Raw genomic sequence first — 21,616 nt, forward strand, 5'->3', positions numbered from 1 at the left:
TCCGCACAGCGCTGAACCGGGGTCAGATCCCTTTCCCATGGAAAGGGATCTGACCCCACCTACGCGCGGCCGCTACAATGGCGGTCTTTCCGACTCCAGGTGATCACACCCCCATGTCCCAGTCTTCCAAGGCCAAGCGCGACAAGCGCAAGAAGCAGCAGGCCAAGCGCCCGTTCCTCCGTCTGAACGCCCAGCAGCAGGTGCAGAACCATGCCGTGCTGGTCAACGAAGACGGCCAGGCCGTGGCCGCCATCGGCCTGCAGGGCCGCGAGTGGCTGCTGGCCATCGGCGGCCAGACCATGGGCAACGCCGACAACCCGGTGCCGATGCTGGCCATGCTCAAGCACCTGTCCAACGTGCAGGAAGCCGAAGGCCGCAAGGTCACCCTGGAATATTCCGAGCTGATGCAGAAGCTGCTCGACACCCTGGCCGAAGAAGCGGGCCAGACCGCCGAGGAGTACCTGGACAAGCTGGTGGCCGAGTTCGCCAGCGAGCAGGCTGAAGACGCAGCCGCTGAAGGCGAAGCGTCCGATGAAGCGGCTGCAGTCACTGCCGACGCCGAGGCCACTCCGGCCGCCGACGCCGACGGCAAGCCGCAGGCCTGATCCGGCGGCGGCGGTGTCGGTCTACGTCGATGACGCGGTGCATCCCTGGCGCGGTCAGCGCTGGGCGCACCTGATGGCCGATACCCTGGCCGAGCTGCACGCAATGGCGGCGCAGCTCGGCATTCCTCCACGGGCCTTCCAGAACAAGGCCAGCGGGGCGCATTACGATGTCACCGCCGAGCTGCGTGCGCAGGCACTCGCGCTGGGTGCGGTCGCCATCTCCCGGCATGTGGACCGGGCGCAGGTGAAGGCGGTGATCGCCAACGCCAGGGCTCAGTACCAGCCCTAGGCTGGTACAGGTGGCACCGGGCCGCGCCCGGCGAGCGCGCAGCGCGGCGGGAAGCCGCCGGGCATGGCCCGGCGCTACCGGTGAATCTCAGAACGGGTCGCTGCCCAGGCGCACTTCCACGTTCAGCAGCGAGCACAGCGCCAGCAGGGCGTCGTCATCGCGGGTCAGCGCCATCCAGCCACTGAAGCCGTCGTTGCCGGCATCCACGCTCCACAGCGTGTAGTTGTGCTCGCGCAGGCGGTCGAAGGCGGTGCTCATCAGCTGCACCCCATCCAGCTCCGCGGCGAAATCCTCGTCGTCCAGGTCGCCACCCCAGTCCAGCTGCAGGTTGAAGCGCGCCGACAGCTCGTTCACCGCCGACTGCAGCGAATCGAAATCATCACGCTCGACCTCGAAGCCCGACTGCCAGGCAATGGCCGTGAACAGCGCCGGCAGCCAGTCGCTATCGGCTTCCAGCGGCTGGCCGTCCTCGGACAGATGCTCGCGCCAGCGGTTGAACTGCTGCAGGGCCAGCTCTTCGTCACCGGGGTTGATCAGCACGAGCAGGTTCCAGACCCGCGCCTCGAAATCGTCCTCGTCGAAATCGTGGGCGTCTTCCTCGAAGTCGAAATAGTCGCTGTTGTCAGGCATGGCGGAACGTCCTCGGGAGCAGGGGGGCATTCTACGGTTTATCCTGTACCGCTGAAGCCGGCCGTGGTGGCCGTCACTGTGAATGAAGCGATGAGCGATACCCCTCCCGACCACCTGGCGATCAACCCGGCCAGCCCCTTCCACGATGCGCAGGCCCTGGAGCGCGGCGTCGGCGTGCGCTTCAACGATGTCGAGCGCGACAACGTCGAGGAATACTCGGTCAGCGAAGGCTGGATCCGCGTGCAGGCCGGCAAGGCTCGTGACCGTCGCGGCAACCCGATGACCATCAAGGTAAAGGGCAAGGTCGAGGCGTATTTCCTGGAACAGAAGCCGGAGTAACCGGCGGTCCCGGGGCGGGGTCAGATCCCTTTCCTGCGGAAAGGGATCTGACCCCGATCGGCATACCGTTCACTCGCGCTTGCGCGATTCCAGCAGGTCGAGGTTGCGGATCAGCCGCCGTGCGATCTCGTCCGACACCACGCCGCGGCGGGTCAGCCGGAACAGTTCCTCGCGTTCGGCATTCAGCCCGGCGCTGCGCAGCTGGCGATAGCCCATCTCCATCCGGTTCACCTTTTCCGGGTCCACGTCCGGGTTGTCGCGGTCCAGATGCCGCTGATACAGCAGGCTCACCCGCGATGCGGCGTCGTTGTACAGCTGCACGTTCTCGGTGTTCTGGTTCAGCACCAGCTGCTGGCGCATGCGCTCCACGCCCGCCAACGCGGCCTTCGAGGACAGCTTGCGGGCGAGATCCTCTTCCTTGCGCTCACCCGAATCGGCCGGCAGCTGCAGGCCCTTCAACAGCTGCGGCAGCGCCACGCTGGCGCCGACCAGCGAGCACAGGATCACCGCAGCAGCCAGGAAGATCACCAGGTCGCGTGCCGGGAACGGGCTGCCATCGGGCAGGAACAATGGCAGCGTCAACACGCCGGCCAGGGTGATCGCACCACGCACACCCGCCACCGAGGTGGCCACCACGATGCGCCAGTTCGGTGCCTCGCCACGCTCCAGGCCGCGGCGACGCGCACGCAGCAGGTTCCAGCGCAGCGACAGCCACACCCACAGCAGGCGCAGCGCGATCAACGTCGCGTTGATCACCAGCACGTACACCAGCAGCCACCACGCGCTCTGGTGGCCGCTCTCGTTCATGGTGGTGGTGGCACGTTCGACGATGCCCGGCAGCTGCTCGCCCAGCAGCACGAACATGATGCCGTTGAAGCTGAACTGCAGCATGTTCCAGACGCCGGCACGCTGCACGCGCATGCTGCCGGAGACACGGCCGGTCATTTCCACGTAGCTCATCGAAATACCCGCTGCGACCGCAGCGAGGATGCCCGAAGCATTGATCTCTTCGGCCAGCAGGTACGCCGCGAACGGGATCAGCAGGTTGACCAGCATCGCCGCGCCCGGCTCTTCGCCGAAACGGCGCCACAGCCAGCGCTGGAACGTGGACACGCCCAGGGTGACCGCCACGCCGACGGCCAGGCCGGCCACCGCCACCCACACGAAGGTCAGCGAGGCGGTCGCCAACGAGAAAGTACCGGTCATCACCGCCGCTACCGCGAAGCGGAAGCAGACCAGGCCGGAGGCATCGTTGAGCAGCGACTCGCCTTCCAGGATGTGCATCAGGCGCTTGGGAATCGGTGCCTTGGCAGCGATCGCGCCGACCGCCACAGGATCGGTCGGTGACACGATCGCGGCCAGCGCGAAACACACCGCCAGTGGCATCACCGGAATCATCCAGTGGATCAGCAGGCCCGCGCCGATCACGGTGAACACCACCAGCCCGAACGCCAGTTCGAGGATCGCGCCCTTGTCGCGGAACAGGCCCTGCTTGGGAATGCGCCAGCCATCGAGGAACAGCAGTGGCGGCAGGAACAGCAGGAAGAACACTTCCGGTTCCAGTGCATGGCCGCGGTTGAATACCCCGGCGATCACCGCGCCGAGGCCGATCTGCACCAGCGGCAGCGGCAACGAGAATGGCAGGACGCGAACCAGGTAACCGCTGGCGACAACGGCCACCAGCATCGCCAGGACGACTTCGATGGTGTGCATGCTTCTTCCACAGGAGCGGCGCGTGGGGCCGGAAAAACCGGAGTGCGCCGGGGGACGGGAAAAAACTTAACACAGCAGGCCGCCACTGCGGCCAGCGATCTGAATGCGCGTCAGGACCGCGACAGCAAGCGCCGCCCGATCAGGCCGGCGTGCTGGCCACGTCGTCATGCAGCACTGCCAACCGGCCCTGCACGTGTCCTGATGCAGGGCGTTCCAGCCCTGGCAGCAGCGGTGGGGTCATGCCGCGTCCTGAGCGCGGTCGGCACCATCGAAGCGGTAGAGGTCCATCGCCAGGAAGCCGGCATCGATACCCGCATCGATGCGCTGCGCACCGAAACCGCCCTCCCCCGCCGCACCCATCGCAAAGTACAGCGGCAGCAGATGCTCATCGGTGGGATGCGCACGCTCGGCAAACGGCGCCTGTCGGCGGTAGTCGAACAGGGCATCGCGGTCATTGGCGGCCAGCCGCTGCTCCACCCAGTCGATGAAGGGGCGCACGTAGGGCGCTTGCTTGCCGTCCTGGTAATGGCCCCAGTCGTGCAGGTTGTGGGTGATGCTGCCCGAACCGATCAGCAGCACGCCCTGTTCGCGCAGCGGCGCCAGCGCACGGCCCAGCGCGAACTGATGCTGCGGGCCCAGCATCGGCTGGATCGACACCGGCACCACCGGGATGTCGGCCTGCGGGTGCAGCAGGCGCAGCGGCACCCACGCGCCGTGGTCGAGGCCACGTTGCGGATCGAGTGCCACCGGCAGGCCGGCGGCGGCGATGCGGCCCGCCACCTCTTCAGCCAACGCCGGATCACCGGGCGCCGGGTACTGCAGCGCGAACAGTTCGCGTGGGAAGCCGCCGAAATCGTGGAAGGTGGGCGGCTGCGGATGGTTGCCGACCAGCGGCTGCCGGGCCAGCCAATGCGCCGAGGCGATGACGATCGCACGCGGCGTTGGCAGGTCGCGGGCCAGCTCGGCCAGCCGCACGCCGACCTGGCCCGGATGCAGGGCGGTCATCGGCGAGCCGTGGGAGATGTACAGCGAAGGCAGGCGGGACATGATCTTCTCCAATCACAGGAACAGGCAGCGGGCCGGGGGACGTTCAGCGCGAACGCAGGGTCCAGCGGCCATCGCCCAGCAGGAACAGCACGACCAGGGCCAGCGCCCAGAACGCCGGGTATTCCCAGCCACCGCCAGCATTGGCGAAGCTGAAACCGTTGGCGCCGTGCACCGTCACGATGGTGCCCAGCAGCAGCGGCACACCGAGCAGGCCGATCCAGCGCGCGTAGATGCCGAGCAGCAGCGCTGCGGAAATCGCCAGTTCAACGGCGATGGTGAGGTAGCCCAACACGCTGGGCAGGCCCAGCGACTCGAAGAAGGCCGCCGTACCTGCCGGAGTGAACACCAGCAGTTTGGTCAGCGCATGGACCAGGAACAACACGCCCAGGGCCAACCGCAGCAGGGTCGCGGCGTACGGGGCGAGCGGGGACAGGGGAGTGGGGGTCGCGTTCATGGGGCACCTCGGTAGGGACAGGGCACAGGTTATTGCGCCCTCGATTGCCGATAAATACGATGGATCGACCGTATTTATTTCATAAGGCGCAACAATGGACACCCTGGATGCCATGCGCGTGTTCGTCGCGGTGGTCGAACGCAACGGCTTCAGCGCCGCCGCACAGGCGCTGGACATGTCCACGGCCGGTGTCACCCGCCAGGTCGCCGCACTGGAAAAGCGCCTGTCCACCCGCCTGCTCCACCGCACCACCCGCCGGGTCAGCCCGACCAGCGCCGGTGCCGCCTACTACGCGCAGTGCGTGCGCCTGCTCGCCGAGTTCGATGCGCTTGAGGCCAGCATCGGCGCACAGGCGCTGGAGCCGTCCGGCACGCTGCGCATCAACGCACCGGTCAGCTGGGGCATCGCCCGCCTCGGCCCGTTGCTGGCCGGCTACCGCGAACGCTTCCCACAGGTCGAACTGGACCTGGCGCTGTCCGACCGCCTGGTGGACATGGTCGAAGAAGGCTACGACGTGGCCATCCGCATCACCCGCGAACCGGGCCCGAGCCTGATCGCGCGGCGCCTGGGCCAATCGCGGATCAGCCTGTGTGCCGCACCGGCCTACCTGGCCGCACACGGAACACCGCAGGCCCCCGAGGATCTGCAGACCCACGCCTGTCTCGGCTACAGCTACTGGGCCGCCGGCGACCACTGGCCCCTGCAGGGACCGGGTGGCGAAGTGAAGGTTGCAGTGACCACCCTGCTGCGCGCCAACAATGGCGACGTCCTGCGCGAAGCGGCGATTGCCGGCATGGGCGTGATCCTGCAGCCGGACTTCCTGTTGCACGAGGCGCTGGCCGATGGCCGCCTGGTGCGCATCCTGCCCGGATGGGAAGCTGAGCCGATCGGCATCTTCGCCGTCTACACCAGCCGCAGCCATCTCGCCCCCAAGGTGCGCAGCTTCATCGACTACCTGGTGGAAACCGGGGTGTAAGCGTGCGTCCGCCGGGCATGGCCCGGCGAGCGCGAAGCGCGGCCATGACACGGTAGCGCCGGGCCATGCCCGGCGAAGGGCGAAGCGCGCCCATGACACGGTAGCGCCAGGCCATGCCCGGCGAGCGCGAAGCGCGCCCATGACACGGTAGCGCCGGGCCATGCCCGGCGAGCGCGAAGCGCACCCATGACACGGTAGCGCCGGGCCATGCCCGGCGAGCGCGAAGCGCACCCATGACACGGTAGCGCCGGGCCATGCCCGGCGAAGCGCGAAGCGCACCCATGACACGGTAGCGCCGGGCCATGCCCGGCGAAGCGCGAAGCGCACCCATGACACGGTAGCGCCGGGCCATGCCCGGCGAGCGCGAAGCGCGGCCTAGGCGACAACCTCATCCAGCTGCGCGATGATCTTTTCCAGCGGTGCCGGCCGCCCCAGCAGGTAGCCCTGCACCTGGTCGCAGCCATGCGCGGCCAGCCAGTCCAGCTGTCCCGGCGTTTCCACGCCCTCGGCGATGATCGTCAGCCCCATGCTGTGGCCCAGCGACAGCAGAGCCCGGCAGATCGATGCGTTGCGGGGATTGGTTTCCACGTCGGCCACAAAACTGCGATCGATCTTCAGGACGTCCAGCGGCAGGTGCTGCAGGTAGGACATGCTCGAGTAGCCGGTACCGAAATCGTCCAGCGACACGCGGATGCCCTGCTCGTGCAGGCGCTGCATGGTCTGCATCGCCTGTGCCGGCTTGCGCATCAGGCTGCTCTCGGTCAGTTCCACGTGCAGTGCACCACGGGCCAGGCCGAAATCCTGCTGCGCGCGGGCGAACTCGGCCACCAGATCGCTGTTGAAGAACTGCACCGCCGACACATTGACCGCGATCGACAGCTCGCCCCACCCCGCTTCGACCAGACGCCGCTGCGCCTGTGCTGCCGCGCGGATCACCCAGCGTCCCAACGCCAGGATCAGGCCGGTGTCCTCGCACAACTGGATGAACTCGCTGGGCGGGATGAAGCTGCCATCGGCCTGCGGCCAGCGCAGCAGCGCCTCCAGCGACGCCGGGCTGCCATCGCTGGCGTGCCGGATCGGCTGGAAGTACAGCTGGAATTCGTTGTCGATGGCCGCGTGGATGCGCCCGGCCAGGCGCAGGCGGTCGGCCAGGCGGATGGTCACCGCCGCATCGAACCAGGCCACCACGTTGCCTTCGGCGCGGGCCGCGTGCGCCGCCTGCGCGGCCATGCCGATCGCCTGTTCGGCACTGTGGCCTGCGTCGGCGTCATGTACGGCCACACCAATGCGGGGTTCGAACTGGTGCAGCGAATCCTGGCCGCGCATCGGTGCCGAGACGATCTGCAGCAGATCGTCCAGCACGCGCTGGGTGTTGTGTTCCGGCGCGATCGCCAGCACGAAATCCTCCGCCGGCTGGAACGCCAGCAGGCCGAAGCGCGCGCCCAGCCCGCCCAGGCGCGAGGCCATCGACTGCAGGACCGCATCACCGATCTCGCGGCCCAGCGTATCGGCCACCAGCTGCAGCCCGCGCAGCTGCACATAGGCGATGGTGTAGGCGCCGGCCTGCTCGTCCAGCTGTTCGCTCAGTGCGCGCACGTTGAGCAGGCCGGTGGCCGGGTTGTGGCGTGCGTGATAGGCCAGGTCGCGCTCGTAGGCCAGCCGCTCGCTGACATCCTCGGCCAGCACCAGGCACGCGGGCTGGCCATCGAAATCCAGTTGCGACAGGTGCACGCGCACTTCGAACACCGTGCCATCCTTGCGCTGGTGCAGGCGCACCGCAGCGTCCTGCAGTTCACCACTGCGCACCTGCGCGATCGCGCCCTTGACCTCGTCCCAGCCCTCGCGTGGGCGGATGTCGAGGATGCTCATCGCCAGGAATTCATCGCGGCTGTAGCCGTACTGCTGCACGGCGGCCTCGTTGACCTCGATGAAGCGCAAGGTGTCCGGATCGAACACCCAGAACGGCGCGGGGTTGCGATCGAACAACAGGCGGAAGCGGCGTTCAACTTGGCGCATCTGCTCGCGTGCCTGGTAGCGCTCGCTGAGGTCGGTCAGTGCGCCGATCATGCGCCGCTGCCGATCGACCACCGCTACCCGCTGGCCACGCGCGGCAACCCAGCGCACGGCACCGCCGGGCAGCACCAGGCGGAATTCTTCGTCGAGTACAGCGTTGCCGGCGAAGGCCTGATCGAAGGCCTGCTGCATGCGTGCGCTGTCATCGTGGTGCACGCGGGCGAAGAATTCGGCCACCGGCAGCGCATCGGTCTGCACACCGAAGATCTCGCGCGCCAGCGGTGACCAGCGCAGCAGCGCAGCGTCTTCGTCGACATACCAGGTGCATACGCGGCCCACCTGATGGGCCAGGCGCAGCTCGGCATGGCCGGTCCGCAGTTCTTCGGCCATCGACTGCTGCCGGTGCGTGCTGCGGCGCACGGCATACAGCAGCACCAGCAGCAGCGCCACGTAGGCCAGCATGATGGCAATCGCCGCCTGCAGATACGGCCACCACGGCTTCAGCACATCTTCGTTTGCCAGACCGACCTGCACCGCCAATGGACTGCGCTCAAGGGTGCTGATGGTGGAGATGCGCGGTATCTGGTCCACCGCGCCGGGAATGCTGCCCAGCTCGACCACTGCCTGCCGGCCCAGCAGCGTGCGTGCCGGCAGCGTGTAACGGCGGCCGACGGTGCCGTGCGGATCGGGGACACGGGCCAGCATGTAGCCATCGGCGTCGCTGATCGAGGCCAGGCCACTGGGCCCCACATCCAGACCGCCCACGATCCGCTGCAGTTCGCCGCAGCGCAGCCGTGCCAGCAGCCAGCGATCGCCAGCCATCGGCAGCGCCAGCGGCACCACCCAGCCACCGTCGCTGGCACGCTGCGGCGGCCCGATGTACAGCGCACTGCCCTGCCCCCTTCGCTGCGGATCGGTCCACAGTGGCAGCTGCAGCTCGCCCTTGCCGGCGGTCAGGGCGCGGCCATAGGTATCGAGCACGACAATGCTGTGCAGTTCGGCGTGCCGGCGCAGCACGCCGGCTATGGCGGCGTCCAGCAGCGCGGGCGCCTGCGCAGGCACCGTGCGGAACAGCTCGGCCGCATCGGCGGCGATGCCGGCCATCGCCCGTTCCAGGTTGCGCAGCTCCAGTGCCAGCAGGCGCTCGCTGCCTATCGCCAGCGCCCGGCTCTGCCGCTGCGCGGCTTCCAGCCGGCGCTGGTAATCGTTGGCCAGCATCGCGGCCAGGCCTGCCGCCAGCAGCACGCCCAGCACCACGCCGCCCCAGGTAATGGCACGCAACGGCCGGGCCAGCGCGTGTCTCAGCGCCGGCATCGGTCGGTCTTCCCTGTGCAGTCGGCTGGCTTCATGCGCGAACGATTCCTCCACATCCCCGACCTCAACGGCCGGCGGACGCCATTCTTGACGCCTCGACCCGTCCTGCATGCGCCCTCCCCCGGGTGCTGCAGACATCCAGCCCGCAGCATGCACCACGCCGGTGACCGCGTGAAGATCGCTGCGGCGTGTTCAGCCAGATCACGCACAGTGCTGGCCCTGTCGAGCACGTCCAGCCGGCCCGCAGCGGATTAGACTTGGAGTTTTCCGCCGCAAGAGAAGTCCATGTCCAAGCTGCGCCGCCCCACCCTGGCACTGGCCATCGTTGCCAGCCTGTCCCTGGCCGCCTGCGACCGCCCGGCCGATCCGGCCGCCGGCACCGCCGCACCGGCCGAGGCGACCCCCGCTGCCGCCAAGCCGATGCTGGGCAGCTTTGGTTTCGATGCCAGTGGCATGGACCGCAGCATCGCCGCCGGTGACGACTTCTTCGGTTTCGCCAACGGCAGCTGGGTGAAGAACACCGAGATTCCGGCCGACCGCTCGCGCTTCGGCAGCTTCAACGTGATTGCCGAGAAGACCCAGGCCGACACCCGCGCGATCCTGGAAGGCGCTGCCGGCAACGCCCAGGCCAGCGGCGAAGACAAGCTGATCGGCGACTACTACGCCGCCTACATGGACGAGGCCGGCATCGAGCAGCGCGGCCTGGCACCGGTGCAGCCGCAGCTGAAGAACATCGATGCGATCGCCGACAAGGCCGGCCTGGCCCGCGCCCTCGGCGGCGACGTGCGCGCCGACGTCGACCTGCTCAATGCCACCAACTTCTACACCGACCGCCTGTTCGGCCTGTGGGTGTCGGTGGACCTGCTGCAGCCGGACCGTACCGCGCCGTACCTGGTGCAGGGCGGCCTGGGCATGCCGGACCGCGATTTCTACCTGGGCGGTGGCCGCATGGCCGACCTGCGCAAGCAGTACCAGGCCTACATCGCGCAGGTGCTGCAGCTGGCCGGCGTGGCCGACCCGGCCGGCAAGGCGCAGCGCATCCTCGCCCTGGAAACGAAGATCGCCCAGGCGCATGCCACGCAGGAAGAAACCAATGACGTGACCAAGGGCGCCAACCCCTGGACCCAGGCCGACTTCAACGCCAAGGCCCCGGGCATGGACTGGGCCGCGTTCCTGGACGCCGCCAAGCTTGGCCAGCAGCAGGACTTCATCGTGTGGCAGCCCAAGGCCGTGGCCGGCCTGTCCAAGCTGGTGGCCACCGAGCCGCTGGATGCCTGGAAGGACTACATGACCTTCCACGCGCTGGACCGCGCCGCTGCCTACCTGCCGAAGAAGTTCGCCGATGCGCGCTTCGCCTTCCACGGCACCGCGCTGAGCGGTACGCCGCAGCAGAGCGACCGCTGGAAGCGTGCCGTGGATGACGCCAACCATGCCGTCGGCGAGGCCATCGGCAAGCGTTACGTCGAAAAGCACTTCGATGCGAAGACCAAGGAACGTGCCGACGAGATGGCCAAGAACATCATCGCCGCCTTCGCCAAGCGCATCGATGCACTGGCCTGGATGTCACCGCAGACCAAGGCCAGCGCCAAGGCCAAGGTGGCCGGCCTGACCGTGGGCATGGGCTATCCGGACAAGTGGCGCGACTACACCGGCCTGGACATCCGTCGTGACGATCCGCTGGGCAATGCGCAGCGCGCCGAGCTGTTCGAGTACCAGCGCAACATCGCCAAGCTGGGCAAGCCGGTCGACCACAGCGAGTGGGCGATGCTGCCGCAGACCATCAATGCGATGAACGTGCCGCTGGAGAACCGCCTGGTGTTCCCGGCGGCGATCCTGCAGCCGCCGTTCTTCGACGGTGCCGCCGACGACGCAGTGAACTACGGTGCGATCGGCGCGGTGATCGGCCACGAAATCAGCCATGGCTTCGACAACGCGGGTGCGTTGTTCGACGACACCGGCAAGCTGCACAACTGGTGGACGGCCGAAGACCTCAAGCAGTTCAACGCGGCCGGCGATGCACTGGCCGCGCAGTTCAGCAGCTACGAGCCGTTCCCGGGTGTACATGTGAACGGCAAGCTGACGCTGGGCGAGAACATCGCCGATGTCGCCGGCCTGGGTACCGCCTACGACGCCTACCAGCTGTCGCTGCAGGGCAAGCCGGGCCAGACCCTGGAAGGTTTCACCCCGGACCAGCGCTTCTTCCTCGGCTTCGCCCAGGCCTGGCGCAGCAAGAGCCGCGAGCAGGCGCTGCGCAATTCGCTGCTGACCGACGTGCATGCACCGGGCCAGTTCCGCGCGTTGACGGTGCGCAACATCGACGCCTGGTACCCGGCGTTTGAAGTGAAGGAAGGCCAGAAGCTGTACCTGGCCCCGGACAAGCGGGTCAAGGTGTGGTGATGTAACGCAGACGGGCGCCGAAAGGCGCCCGTTTTATTTCCATGGGTAGACGCCAACCTCGGTTGGCAGTTTTTCGCCATCCACACGTGGTGTGGATCTACTGCCTGCGCATACCAGCCACGACCAACGTCGCCGCTGCCGCAAACCCGGCTGCGACACAGAGATTGGCGCGCAGCCCGATGCCATCCAGCAGCAGCCCCCCACCCCACGCGCCCAGCGCGATGCCGATGTTGAACACGCCCACGTAAAGCGCCGTAGCGATCTCCACGGCCTTGGGGGCCGCCGTCATCATCCACGTCATCAACCCCACCGATACCCCGCCATAGGCCAGGCCCCACAACAGCAACACCACCGCGCCACTGGCCGGCGTACCGCCGGTCCACAGGAACAACAGCGGTGTCAGCAGCAACCCCAGCGCAATGGCCAGCAGCAACCCGCGCGGACGTCGCGCCGCCAGCAGGCCAACGATGAAGTTGCCGACGATGCCGGCCATGCCATAGGCAAACAGCAGGCCTCCGATCCACGCCGCATCGATGTTCGCCAGCGTGGTCAGCAGCGGCCGCACGTAGGTGAACGCGATGAAGTGCCCCGCCACCAACAGCAGGGTCAGCAGCAGCCCCTGCTGCAGGCTGCGGTTGCCGAGCTGCTGCACGAAGTGGCGCGCGCGCACCGAGCCGTCCACCGGCAACGCTGGCACCACCCACAGGTGCAACAGCAGGACGGCTGCACTGAACGCAGCCATCACCACGAAGGCCCAACGCCATCCCAGCGCCTCGCCAATCAGTGCACCCAGCGGCACGCCCAGCACCGAGGCCGCGGCTACGCCACCGAAGATGATCGAGGTGGCTAGGCCGATGCGCGCTGACGGCACCAGGCGCGCCGCCAGTCCGCCGGCGATGGCCCATATGCCGCCCATGCAGAAGCCCACCAGCACGCGCGCGGCCAGCAACCCTCCGATGCTTGGCGCCAGTGCCGAGGCGACGTTGGCCACCAGCAGCAGGCCGAGCAACGCGCACAGGATGCGGCGACGATCAATGCCACCGGCTGCGATCACCACCAGCGGTGCGAACAGCGCCGCCAGCAGTGCCGGCAAGGAGATCATCAGACCGGCGGTGCCTACGGATGCGCTGAGGCTGTCGGCGATGGGGGTCAGCAGGCCGACCGGCAGCATTTCGGTGGTGACCACGGAGAAGGTAGCGAGGCCGACGGCGGAGGTGGCCCACCACGGATGGCGAGGCACAGGCGACGCTTGCGCGGGCGATGAAGTACTCACGGGACCATCCCAGCAGAGGAGGTGGACGAAGCAGAAGTGCGTAGCGCACCTTGCGCGAGCAGGGCGATCAGCAGCACGACGCTGCCTGCCACCAACGCGACGACGAAGCCGCTGCGCACACCACCGGCATCAACGCTCTGCCCGGACAACGCGGCACCCAGTGCCACGCCGATGTTCAGGCCAGCCAGCAACCAGGTCATGCCCTCGGTGAGGCGCCATTCGGGCACGCGCTGTTCCACCAGCGACATCGCCACGATCATCGTCGGCGCGAAGGACAGCCCAGCCAGCAGCACCACAATGGCCAATGCAGGAAGGGTGCCCACCGACAGCAGCGGCAATGTGGTCAACGCGGTTGCTCCTGCGCCCAGCAGCAACAGGCGCTGCAACGGCACCTGCAGCTTCAGCGCACCAAACAGAAGCCCCGCCACGCAGCTGCCAAGTGCGTACGCCGACAGCACCGCGCTGGCTGCCAGTGGCTGCCCTCGCTGTTCGGCAAAGGCCACGCTGGTGATGTCGACCGTGCCGACAACCACACCCATCGCCAGCATCAGCAATGCGAGCAGGCAGATCTCCGGTTGCCGCAGCAATGAGCGCGAAGGTGCGCCGCCCTCGCAGGCCTGCAGCGGCGGTTCGGTGCCACGCTGCAGCACCAGTAGCGTCACGCCGACGACCAGCAGCAGGGCGGCAGCCAGCACGCCGGCCTGCGGCCATATAGCCACCGACAGCCCGACCGACAACGGCGGCCCGGCGATGAAGGTGACCTCATCGAACACCGTCTCCAGCGAATAGGCCGTCTGCAGTTGCGGGCGGCCGCGGTGGATCGCGGTCCAGCGCGCCCGCACCATCGCCGACACGCTGGGCATGCAGCCGGCCAGCATCGCCGCGGCGAACAAGGTCCAGTACGGCGCCCGCAGCAGCGTGCATGCCAGCAGGAGCAACAGGCCTGTAGCGCTGGCTGCGGTGGCCCACGGCAGAACCCTGCGCTGCCCATGGCGGTCGACCCAACGCGACACCTGCGGCGACAGCAATGCATAGGTGAGCACGAAGGTGGCCGACACCGCGCCGGCCAACGCATAACTGCCGCGCAGCTGCGACAGCAAGGTGATGAAGCCGATGCCGGTCATCGGCAGGGGCAGGCGTGCCAGCAGCCCGGCCAAGGCAAGGCCGGTGGTGCCGGGGGCTGCGAACAGGTCGCGGTACGGGGTGGCCATCGAAATCTCCAGGGCAGCGACTTGCCTGGCGCACGCGGCGCCACGACAATACATACAGAACGTATGAATATGAGACTACATTCATACGCTCCGTATGTAAATAATCATGCACGTCGTATGTAAGGAGATCCCGATGGTCCGTCGCACCCGCGCCGAGATGGAAGAAACGCGCGCCAATCTGCTGGCCACCGCCCGTCGCGTGTTCAGCGAACAGGGCTATGCCGCCGCCTCGATGGACGACCTGACAGCCCAGGCTGGGCTGACCCGCGGCGCGCTGTATCACCATTTCGGCGACAAGCAGGGTCTGCTGGCGGCGGTGGTCGTCCAGCTTGACGACGAGATGGATGCGCGCCTGCAGGCGATCAGCGATGGTACCGCCGACACCTGGGACGGCTTCGTGCGGCGCTGTAGTGCCTACCTGGAGATGGCGCTGGAACCAGAGATCCAGCGCATCGTGCTGCGCGATGCACGTGCGGTGCTCGGTGGCGCATCGCCGGAATCGCAGCGGAACTGCGTGCACTCGATGCAACGCCTGATCGAACAGTTGATCGCGCAAGGCCTGGTCGCGCCGGTGGACGCGCAGGCGCTGGCATCGCTGATCTACGGCAGCCTGGCCGAGGCCGCGTTCTGGATAGCCGAAGGTGAAGATGGCAATGCGCGCCTTCGCCAAGCAACGGCGGCACTGGAGATGCTGTTGCGTGGGCTGAAGTCGACCACGTAAAGCCAATCCACGCATGGCGTGGATCTACCGTGTGCCATCCGCGAATGGCGTGGACGAGGCTGGGCGCCAAAGCGTGCGGTCCTAGGTCCACATCCACCACAGCCGGCCAGCGTGCCGAAGGTCGGCGTTTACCGGGGCAATGCCGGCCACTCGCGCAACGATTCCACCGGCACACCCACGCGGGCGCAGGCGCGGCTCGCCAGGCCGTCGGGCAGCGCGCGGCGGAACAGCGGCGCCATGCCCTGCATCAGCTTCGCCGAAGCTGCGGCCTGCGCACGCTGGCGCGTGCTGCGCTCGAGCATGCCCTCGGCCCAGTCCGGCAGCAGCGCGGCACCGGCACCGAGGAAGATCTCGCGCGACAGGCCGGGCACCGGCACCGGCAGGCGCACGCCGGACAGCACCTGCAGCACTTCGCGGGAGCGTTCGTCCACCACCAGCTCCGGCTGCCGTGCACAGAAATACGCATCCACTTCCGCTGCACTGCGTGGTACGTCCACCGCGCCCAGCGCTTCGGCCACGCAGCGGTACTCGTCGTAATAGCGGTCGGCGATCGCGGCAGGCACCTCGCGCCCGTAGCGGCGATAGCCCTGCAGGAAGCCGTAGGCCTCGGTGACGTGCACCCACGTCAGCAGGTGCGGATCATCGGCGGCATACGGCTCACCCTGCGCGGTATGCCCGCGGATCTGCGCGTGGATGCGCCGCACCTTGGCCACCAGCGCTTCCACCTCGCGCGCCGGCGCGTAGCTGGTGCCGGCCACGAAAGCAGTGGTACGGCGCAGGCGGCCGACCAGGTCCTGGCGGAAATTGGAATGATCGTAGACACCGGCCAGCGCGCGCGGATGCAGCGTCTGCAGCATCAGCGCACACAGACCGCCGGCCAGCATCGAGGGCAGCTCAGCGTGCATCCGCCAGGTCACGCTGTCCGGCCCGAACCAGCCGGGATCGCCCAGTGGATGGTCGTAGTCGATGCCGCTCTGGCCACGCGGAAACGCATCCAGGACCCAGCGCCGGATCGGCGCGGTGACGGGGCGGGAAAGACGGTGCAGCAACGGCGGCATCACGGGTCCAGATCGGCGGAGGGACGGACCGCGTCCTGCGCGGTCCACCCCGATTCTGGTCGATCACGACCGGCACAGCGAGCCCATCCGCTCAGCGGCGGTTTCATGTGCGCGCGCAGCACATTTCACCCTGCGACATCTTGTCGCAGGCCACGCGGGCAATGCTGCGTCGCACCAATATTCACCTGTTCAGGCTGAGCCCTTGTGCCGCGTGGCCTTGAGGCCATTGCACCGCTCGCTGGAAGTGCTAGAACTGAACCCGCCACACCGTCCACTGCAGATCGCCGCACGTTCCACAAGGAGCCAGCCATGATTGCTTTGTTCAAGGGTTTGGGATTACTGCTTCGCGACAACGAGCTCTACAGCAGCCCGTTCGAAAAACAGGTCGCGCACTGGCGCAGCCTCAGCGAACAGCAGATCCGCGATGAAGTGGCGGTGCTGGCCCAGGCCAAGTGCCAATGGCTGATCACTTCGATCGTCGGATGGCAGGCGGCTTCGCTGCTGATCCTCGGCCTGATCACCAATTACCTGTGGCGCGACGATTACCACATCACCTTCACCCGCGTGGTCGTGGTGTTCGGCTCGTGGATCTCGATCCTGTTCGTGATCTGGTTCATGGCCAACATGTTCGACCGCACAGCGGGCTTCGAACGCTGGATGAAGGCCTTCAACAGCCGCGCGCGCATCACCTCCAAGGCCGACAGCGTCGAGCACGTGGCCGAAGCGCTGGACCTGGCTGAACACTATCCGGAAGTGCTGGACTACAAGCAGGCGGTCACCGCCAAGCGCGAGCTGCGCCACGAGGACATCCGCATCATGACCGAGATCGGGCGCATGAAGCAGCACTCCGAACTGGTGGGTCGCCTGAATCATGTCGGTGAAACCGAACACCATCACGACATGACGCTGCAGCCGGCTTACTGAGCCGAACGCAATCCGGGGGGAGCCACAATGCCACCGTGCTCAGTCACGGTGGCATTGTTCTTTCTGCACGTCGCTGACGCACTGGCGGAAGTCCTTCGGCAGGCCACTGACCTGCTCGGTCTTGCCTGCGGCCACCGCGAACCGGCGCAGCGGCGGCGTCGCGCAAGCGGTGTCGGTGCTGCAGCCCGGCGCCAGCACCAGGTAATGGCATTGGCCACTGCTGCTGGCGATGCATTCGAAACGCGCCACGCCATCGACCACCGTGCTCTTGCTGTACAGCGTGTCCACGCCATTGGCATTGGTGCGGGTGATCGACGTGTTGCTGGACTTTTCGCAGCCGGCGATGGCCAGCACGGCGAGACCTACAAGCAGGATACGGCGCATGTTCGTTCCTCGGTGGATGGCAATGACTGCGGCTACATGCCGCGGAACAGGCTCATGAACGGCTGGCTGACCACCAGGGTTTCGGCACGCTGGCGCAGGCGCAGCACGCCACGGCCGGTATCGTCGCGGCTGACGGCTGCCACCGCCTTCATGTTGACGATGGTGGAGCGATGTACCTGGCGGAAGTGCAGCGGATCGAGCACTTCCAGCAGCTCGCGCAGCGGTGTGCGCAGCAGGCTTTCGCCGGCGGCAGTGACCACGGTGGTGTACTTGTTGTCAGCGCGGAAATAGATCACATCGTCGAGCATGATCAGCTGCGTATCGCGGCCGTTGCTGGCGGTGATCCAGGCCAGGGGCGGCCGGTCGTTGGCGGCCGGGCCTGCACCCAGGCGCTGCAGCAGGCGCTCCAGCACCGCATCGTCCTGGCGCGTGGATGGCAGCCGCGAAAGAATGCGATCGCGCGTGGCCAGCAGCCGTTCGTCACTGACCGGCTTGAGCAGGTAATCCATCGCGCCCTGCTCGAAGGCATCGATGGCGTACTGGTCGTAGGCGGTGACGAACACCACCTGGGTGCGCGGGCTCAGTTCGGCCAATGACCGCGCCACTTCGATGCCGCTGATGCCGGGCATGCGGATGTCGAGGAAGGCGATGTCCGGCTGCTTCTCGGCCAGCTGTTCCAGCGCACTGGCACCGTCCTCGCATTCGGCCACCAGCTTCAGCTCCGGCCACAGCCGCCCGAGCTGCTCGACCAGCGAGTGCCGCAGCAGCTCCTCGTCTTCGGCAATCAGCGCTTCAAGCGGCATGGCTGGGCTCCTTGGCCGACTGCGGCAGGGTCATGGTAGCGGCTACACCACTGGGGAAATTGGCCACGATCGCCACTCCGGCCTGCTCGCCGCAGGTCAGCCGCAGGCGCTCGCGCAGGTTCTTCAGGCCGATGCCGGTGCCGCTGGTGCCCTGTCCGAAACCGAGCCCATCGTCGGCGACCGTCACGGTGACATGGTCATCGAAACCACGCGCGAGAATCCAGATCGTGCCGCCGCCGGGCTTGGGCTCCAGGCCGTGCTTGATCGCATTCTCGACCAGGGTCTGCAGCGCCATCGCCGGCATCTTCACTTCGTGCAGCTCGGTGGGCACCTGCACTTCCACCGCCAGCCGTGCGCCCATGCGGATGCGCAGGATTTCCAGATAGGCGCGGGTACGTTCCAGCTCCACGCCCAGCGTGGAAACCGATTCATCCACCTGCGGCAGCGAACTGCGCAGGTACTGGATCAGGTGGCCGAGCATCTGCTCGGCGCGCGTCGGGTCGGTGCGGGTCAGCACCTGTGCATTGGCCAGCGAGTTGTACAGGAAGTGCGGCTCGACCTGCGCGTGCAGCAGGTTCAAGCGCGCGACCGACAGTTCCTTTTCCACCTGGGTCTGTTCGGCAGCGGCCTGCTCGTCGCGGCGCTGGTCGGCCACACGGCGGCTGATCGCTCGGGTCACCGCTTCGGCGTTCTCATAGTTGCTGCCTTCATCCAGTGCCAGCAGATCGGCCCACCAGCCGGCGTCCGGTTCGAACAGCAGGGTGACGGTGCTGGTGCCCTGCCCCGGCGTTACCGTGGCCAGCACGCTGTTGCGTTTGATCGCCAGCCGCGCCGGCAGGTTCCAGCGCGACGGTTGCCGGCCGTTCCACAGGTCGACGCGCCGCACATAGGCACGTACCTGCAGACTGCCGGCAGAACTCTCCACCTCTTCCACCCGCGGCAGTTCGCCGACGGCAGCCTCGACCACTGCGAAGGCCTGGCCTGCATCCATCGGCAGTTCGATCTGCCGGCGCTGGCGGCCGGACAAGGTGGCGCCATCGAGGCGACCGGCCACCAGCCAGACCCGGCGCACGTGGGTGATCGCGCTGCCCAGCGCGGAAATCATCAGGAACATCACCAGCAGCCCGAACACCCAGCCTGGGCCGTCGTTCATGCCGCTGAAGATGCCACTCCAGACCATGCCGGCAACGAACAGCGCCGCGGCCCAGGCCAGCAGATGACGGATGATGAGGGAGAAGCTGGCGATCACGGCGGCGCCTTGGTGGAAGGGGTGAGCCGAGCATAGAGCGGCCCTTCGGGCAAACAAGCGATGTGCGACGAAGACCGGGAAAGGGTGGATGGAACCGGTTCTGGTAGTGCCGGCCGCTGGCCGGCTCCCCATCGCTTCCGGAAGCATCACCGGGTTGCCGGCCAGCGGCCGGCACTACCAGACATCACAGGGTTGCCGGCCAGTGGCCGGCACTACCAGGCATCACCGGGTTGCCGGCCAGCGGCCGGCAACCGGGGAGGCGCCGGGTGAGCCCGGCGCATTCCGTTATCTGCGCTGGTCGGCGCTGGCGTCACGCACGGCGCGGAACGCCTCGTCCTTGCTCCAGTTCGGCCAGCTGCGCGAATTAGCCAGCTGGTTGCCCAGGGTGTACAGCACTTCCAGGTCGCGCGCAGCGCCTGCAAACACCCAGTCCGGCTGCCACTCGTCGCCCTGCTGGTGGTAACGCTTGGCGGTGTAGTCCTCGGACGCCTTCTTGCCCGCCGCGACGCCACCGTCCACCCAGTCCTGCCCGGCCGACCAGGACAGCGCGGGCACGCCACGCTTGGCGAACGGGAAGTGGTCGGAGCGGAAGAACAGGCCGGCTTCCGGCTTCGGGTCCGGCGTGTAGCGGATGTCCCAGCCCTTGGCCACGCCCTTCAACTGGTCCAGCAGCTCGAAGCGCGCCGCGCCGTAGATGCCGAAATCGCGCGACGGGCCGAACGGCGCCATGCCGTCCATGTTGATCATCGCCACGGTCTTTTCCAGCGGGTACAGCGGGTGCGTTGCGTAGTACTCCGAACCCAGCAGGCCCTTCTCCTCGGCGGTTACCGCCAGGAACACGACCGAACGCTGCGGACGCGGTGCCTTGGCGAAGCCACGCGCCAGTTCGATCAGCGAGGCGGTGCCGCTGGCGTTGTCCAGCGCGCCGTTGAAGATGCGGTCGCCGCGTGCGTCGGGCTCGCCCACGCCGATGTGGTCCCAATGCGCGCTGTAGATGACGGTCTCGTCCGGATGCGTGCTGCCTTCCAGGCGCGCGGCCACGTTGTGCGAGGTGATCACTTCGGTCTTCACCGCGTACTTCGCATCCAGGCTGGCACCGGTCAGCGGCACCGGGGTGAAGTCACGCTGCTGCGCCTTCTTCTTCAGCGCCTCGAAATCCTGCCCGGCCGAGCGGAACAGTTCCACTGCCAGATCGCGCTGGATCCAGCCTTCCAGCAGCGGATGGCTGTCAGCCGGATTGTCGCGCACCACGTCGAACATGGTGTTGGTGTTGGAGCCGGCCACCGTGGCCCAGCCATACGACGCCGGGGCGGTCTCATGCACGATCAGCACACCGAGTGCGCCCTGGCGTGCGCCTTCTTCGTACTTGTACGGCCAACGGCCATACCAGGTCATGCCCTTGCCGTCGAAGTCGCCCTTGCCGGTTTCGAAGTCCGGGTCGTTGATCAGCACGACGGCGATCTTGCCTTTCAGGTCCACGCCCTTGAAGTCGTCCCAGTTGCGCTCCGGCGCCTTTACGCCGTAACCGAGGAACACCAGCGGTGCCTTGCTGATATCCACGCTGGTCGCACCGTTCATGGCTGCACGCACGGCGATCTGCTTGCCCTGCTCCAGCGCGATGGTCTTGCCGCCCTGCTGCAGCGACAGCTGCGGGGTGCCGACGATGTCGCCCTTGCGCAGCGGCACGGCCTGGGTCCACAGGCGCTTGCCGTCCTTCAGGTCGCCGCCGGGCTGCAGGCCGGCGTCGGCGAACTGCTTGCTGAGGAAGGCGATGGTCTTCTGTTCGCCGGCGGTGGCCGGGGAGCGGCCTTCGTAGGCGTCGGAGGCCAGTTCCTTGACGTCGGCGGAGATCCGCGCGCCATCGAATTTCGGGGTGGCCGCCATCAGTGCGCTCGACACCGACAGGGCCAGCACGCCCAGTACTACTCGCTTCATTGCTCTCTCCAGCAGGGAAATCGTTCTGGAGTGTAAGGGGTAAGAGGTTCGGCAGGGCTGCGCCCTGCACCCGGCAGCCGCGGTAGTGCCGGCCGCTGGCCGGCAACCTCAACAGCAACAGCCCAGGCAACAGCGGAAGCAGGTTTCCTGAGGGTAGGCGGGGCACGTCAGCGTGCGGGGGGCGCTGCAAGTACGTCCATGTAAGCTCGGTCGCCGCATCCATGCGGCTCACGCCCCCGCACGCTGCCCCACCCCGCCTTCGACAGTTTCCCGCTGCTGTT

The 21,616-nt window shown here is 67.4% G+C and carries 19 protein-coding genes; 7 read left to right on the plus strand and 12 right to left on the minus strand.

The window, feature by feature from the left end; genetic code table 11:
- Nucleotides 1–113: 113 nt before the first annotated feature.
- Both LC407_RS17615 and LC407_RS17620 read left to right on the plus strand, forming a co-directional pair.
- A complete protein-coding gene (locus tag LC407_RS17615; protein ID WP_223483303.1) occupies nt 114–605 on the plus strand; it encodes a hypothetical protein in 492 nt (163 codons plus the stop codon).
- A 13-nt stretch (nt 606–618) separates the two neighbouring features.
- Nucleotides 619–894 carry a DUF4031 domain-containing protein gene (locus LC407_RS17620; RefSeq protein WP_025878403.1) on the plus strand — a complete coding sequence of 92 codons (276 nt, stop codon included), beginning with the start codon at nt 619–621 and terminating at the stop codon, nt 892–894.
- Nucleotides 895–981: 87 nt separating this feature from the next.
- Here the strand turns inward: LC407_RS17620 and LC407_RS17625 are convergent, their stop codons facing one another.
- Nucleotides 982–1,524 (minus strand): hypothetical protein, encoded by a 543-nt coding sequence (locus LC407_RS17625; protein WP_223483304.1) that lies wholly within the window; start codon nt 1,522–1,524, stop codon nt 982–984.
- Nucleotides 1,525–1,614: 90 nt separating this feature from the next.
- On the opposite strand from LC407_RS17625, the gene LC407_RS17630 reads away from it, so the two are divergent.
- A complete protein-coding gene (locus LC407_RS17630; RefSeq protein WP_025878401.1) occupies nt 1,615–1,863 on the plus strand; it encodes a DUF3297 family protein in 249 nt (82 codons plus the stop codon).
- Nucleotides 1,864–1,932: 69 nt separating this feature from the next.
- Here the strand turns inward: LC407_RS17630 and LC407_RS17635 are convergent, their stop codons facing one another.
- The 3 genes from LC407_RS17635 to LC407_RS17645 form a co-directional block, all read right to left on the minus strand.
- A complete protein-coding gene (locus tag LC407_RS17635; RefSeq protein WP_025878400.1) occupies nt 1,933–3,576 on the minus strand; it encodes a Na+/H+ antiporter in 1,644 nt (547 codons plus the stop codon).
- Between the two features lie 237 nt (nt 3,577–3,813).
- Nucleotides 3,814–4,623, minus strand: a complete 810-nt coding sequence (locus LC407_RS17640; RefSeq protein WP_223483305.1) for a class III extradiol ring-cleavage dioxygenase — start codon at nt 4,621–4,623, stop codon at nt 3,814–3,816.
- A 43-nt stretch (nt 4,624–4,666) separates the two neighbouring features.
- A complete protein-coding gene (locus LC407_RS17645) occupies nt 4,667–5,077 on the minus strand; it encodes a DoxX family protein (RefSeq protein ID WP_223483306.1) in 411 nt (136 codons plus the stop codon).
- 94 nt (nt 5,078–5,171) lie between these two features.
- Between LC407_RS17645 and LC407_RS17650 the strand changes: the two genes are divergently transcribed.
- Nucleotides 5,172–6,053 (plus strand): LysR family transcriptional regulator, encoded by an 882-nt coding sequence (locus tag LC407_RS17650; RefSeq protein ID WP_025878397.1) that lies wholly within the window; start codon nt 5,172–5,174, stop codon nt 6,051–6,053.
- Between the two features lie 375 nt (nt 6,054–6,428).
- Here the strand turns inward: LC407_RS17650 and LC407_RS17655 are convergent, their stop codons facing one another.
- Nucleotides 6,429–9,491 (minus strand): EAL domain-containing protein, encoded by a 3,063-nt coding sequence (locus LC407_RS17655; RefSeq protein WP_080150156.1) that lies wholly within the window; start codon nt 9,489–9,491, stop codon nt 6,429–6,431.
- A gap of 174 nt (nt 9,492–9,665) precedes the next feature.
- Between LC407_RS17655 and LC407_RS17660 the strand changes: the two genes are divergently transcribed.
- The gene (locus LC407_RS17660; RefSeq protein ID WP_033830245.1) at nt 9,666–11,777 is read left to right on the plus strand and encodes a M13 family metallopeptidase; all 2,112 of its coding nucleotides are present in this window, start codon (nt 9,666–9,668) and stop codon (nt 11,775–11,777) included.
- 97 nt (nt 11,778–11,874) lie between these two features.
- Here LC407_RS17660 and LC407_RS17665 read toward each other — a convergent pair whose 3' ends face one another.
- On the minus strand, nt 11,875–13,050 hold the full coding sequence (locus LC407_RS17665; RefSeq protein ID WP_223483307.1) for an MFS transporter: 1,176 nt from the start codon (nt 13,048–13,050) through the stop codon (nt 11,875–11,877).
- Complete coding sequence (locus tag LC407_RS17670) at nt 13,047–14,261, minus strand: MFS transporter (RefSeq protein WP_223483308.1); 1,215 nt, start codon at nt 14,259–14,261, stop codon at nt 13,047–13,049. The genes LC407_RS17665 and LC407_RS17670 overlap by 4 nt, the downstream gene beginning before the upstream one ends.
- A gap of 133 nt (nt 14,262–14,394) precedes the next feature.
- On the opposite strand from LC407_RS17670, the gene LC407_RS17675 reads away from it, so the two are divergent.
- Entirely contained in the window at nt 14,395–14,982 is a 588-nt protein-coding gene (locus LC407_RS17675) for a TetR/AcrR family transcriptional regulator (protein WP_223483309.1), read from the plus strand.
- A 128-nt stretch (nt 14,983–15,110) separates the two neighbouring features.
- Here LC407_RS17675 and LC407_RS17680 read toward each other — a convergent pair whose 3' ends face one another.
- Nucleotides 15,111–16,040 (minus strand): oxygenase MpaB family protein, encoded by a 930-nt coding sequence (locus LC407_RS17680; RefSeq protein ID WP_025878394.1) that lies wholly within the window; start codon nt 16,038–16,040, stop codon nt 15,111–15,113.
- A 309-nt stretch (nt 16,041–16,349) separates the two neighbouring features.
- On the opposite strand from LC407_RS17680, the gene LC407_RS17685 reads away from it, so the two are divergent.
- Entirely contained in the window at nt 16,350–16,964 is a 615-nt protein-coding gene (locus LC407_RS17685; RefSeq protein WP_025878393.1) for a hypothetical protein, read from the plus strand.
- A gap of 39 nt (nt 16,965–17,003) precedes the next feature.
- Here LC407_RS17685 and LC407_RS17690 read toward each other — a convergent pair whose 3' ends face one another.
- From LC407_RS17690 to LC407_RS17705, 4 genes are all read right to left on the minus strand, one after another.
- Complete coding sequence (locus LC407_RS17690) at nt 17,004–17,348, minus strand: hypothetical protein (protein ID WP_025878392.1); 345 nt, start codon at nt 17,346–17,348, stop codon at nt 17,004–17,006.
- A gap of 32 nt (nt 17,349–17,380) precedes the next feature.
- Complete coding sequence (locus tag LC407_RS17695) at nt 17,381–18,151, minus strand: LytTR family DNA-binding domain-containing protein (protein ID WP_033830239.1); 771 nt, start codon at nt 18,149–18,151, stop codon at nt 17,381–17,383.
- On the minus strand, nt 18,141–19,400 hold the full coding sequence (locus LC407_RS17700; protein WP_088099864.1) for a histidine kinase: 1,260 nt from the start codon (nt 19,398–19,400) through the stop codon (nt 18,141–18,143). The genes LC407_RS17695 and LC407_RS17700 overlap by 11 nt, the downstream gene beginning before the upstream one ends.
- Before the next feature lie 285 nt (nt 19,401–19,685).
- Complete coding sequence (locus LC407_RS17705; protein ID WP_223483310.1) at nt 19,686–21,335, minus strand: M28 family metallopeptidase; 1,650 nt, start codon at nt 21,333–21,335, stop codon at nt 19,686–19,688.
- Nucleotides 21,336–21,616 lie beyond the last annotated feature (281 nt).

Source organism: Stenotrophomonas sp. OVS01A (assembly GCF_019969775.1).
Lineage (GTDB): Bacteria > Pseudomonadota > Gammaproteobacteria > Xanthomonadales > Xanthomonadaceae > Stenotrophomonas > Stenotrophomonas indicatrix.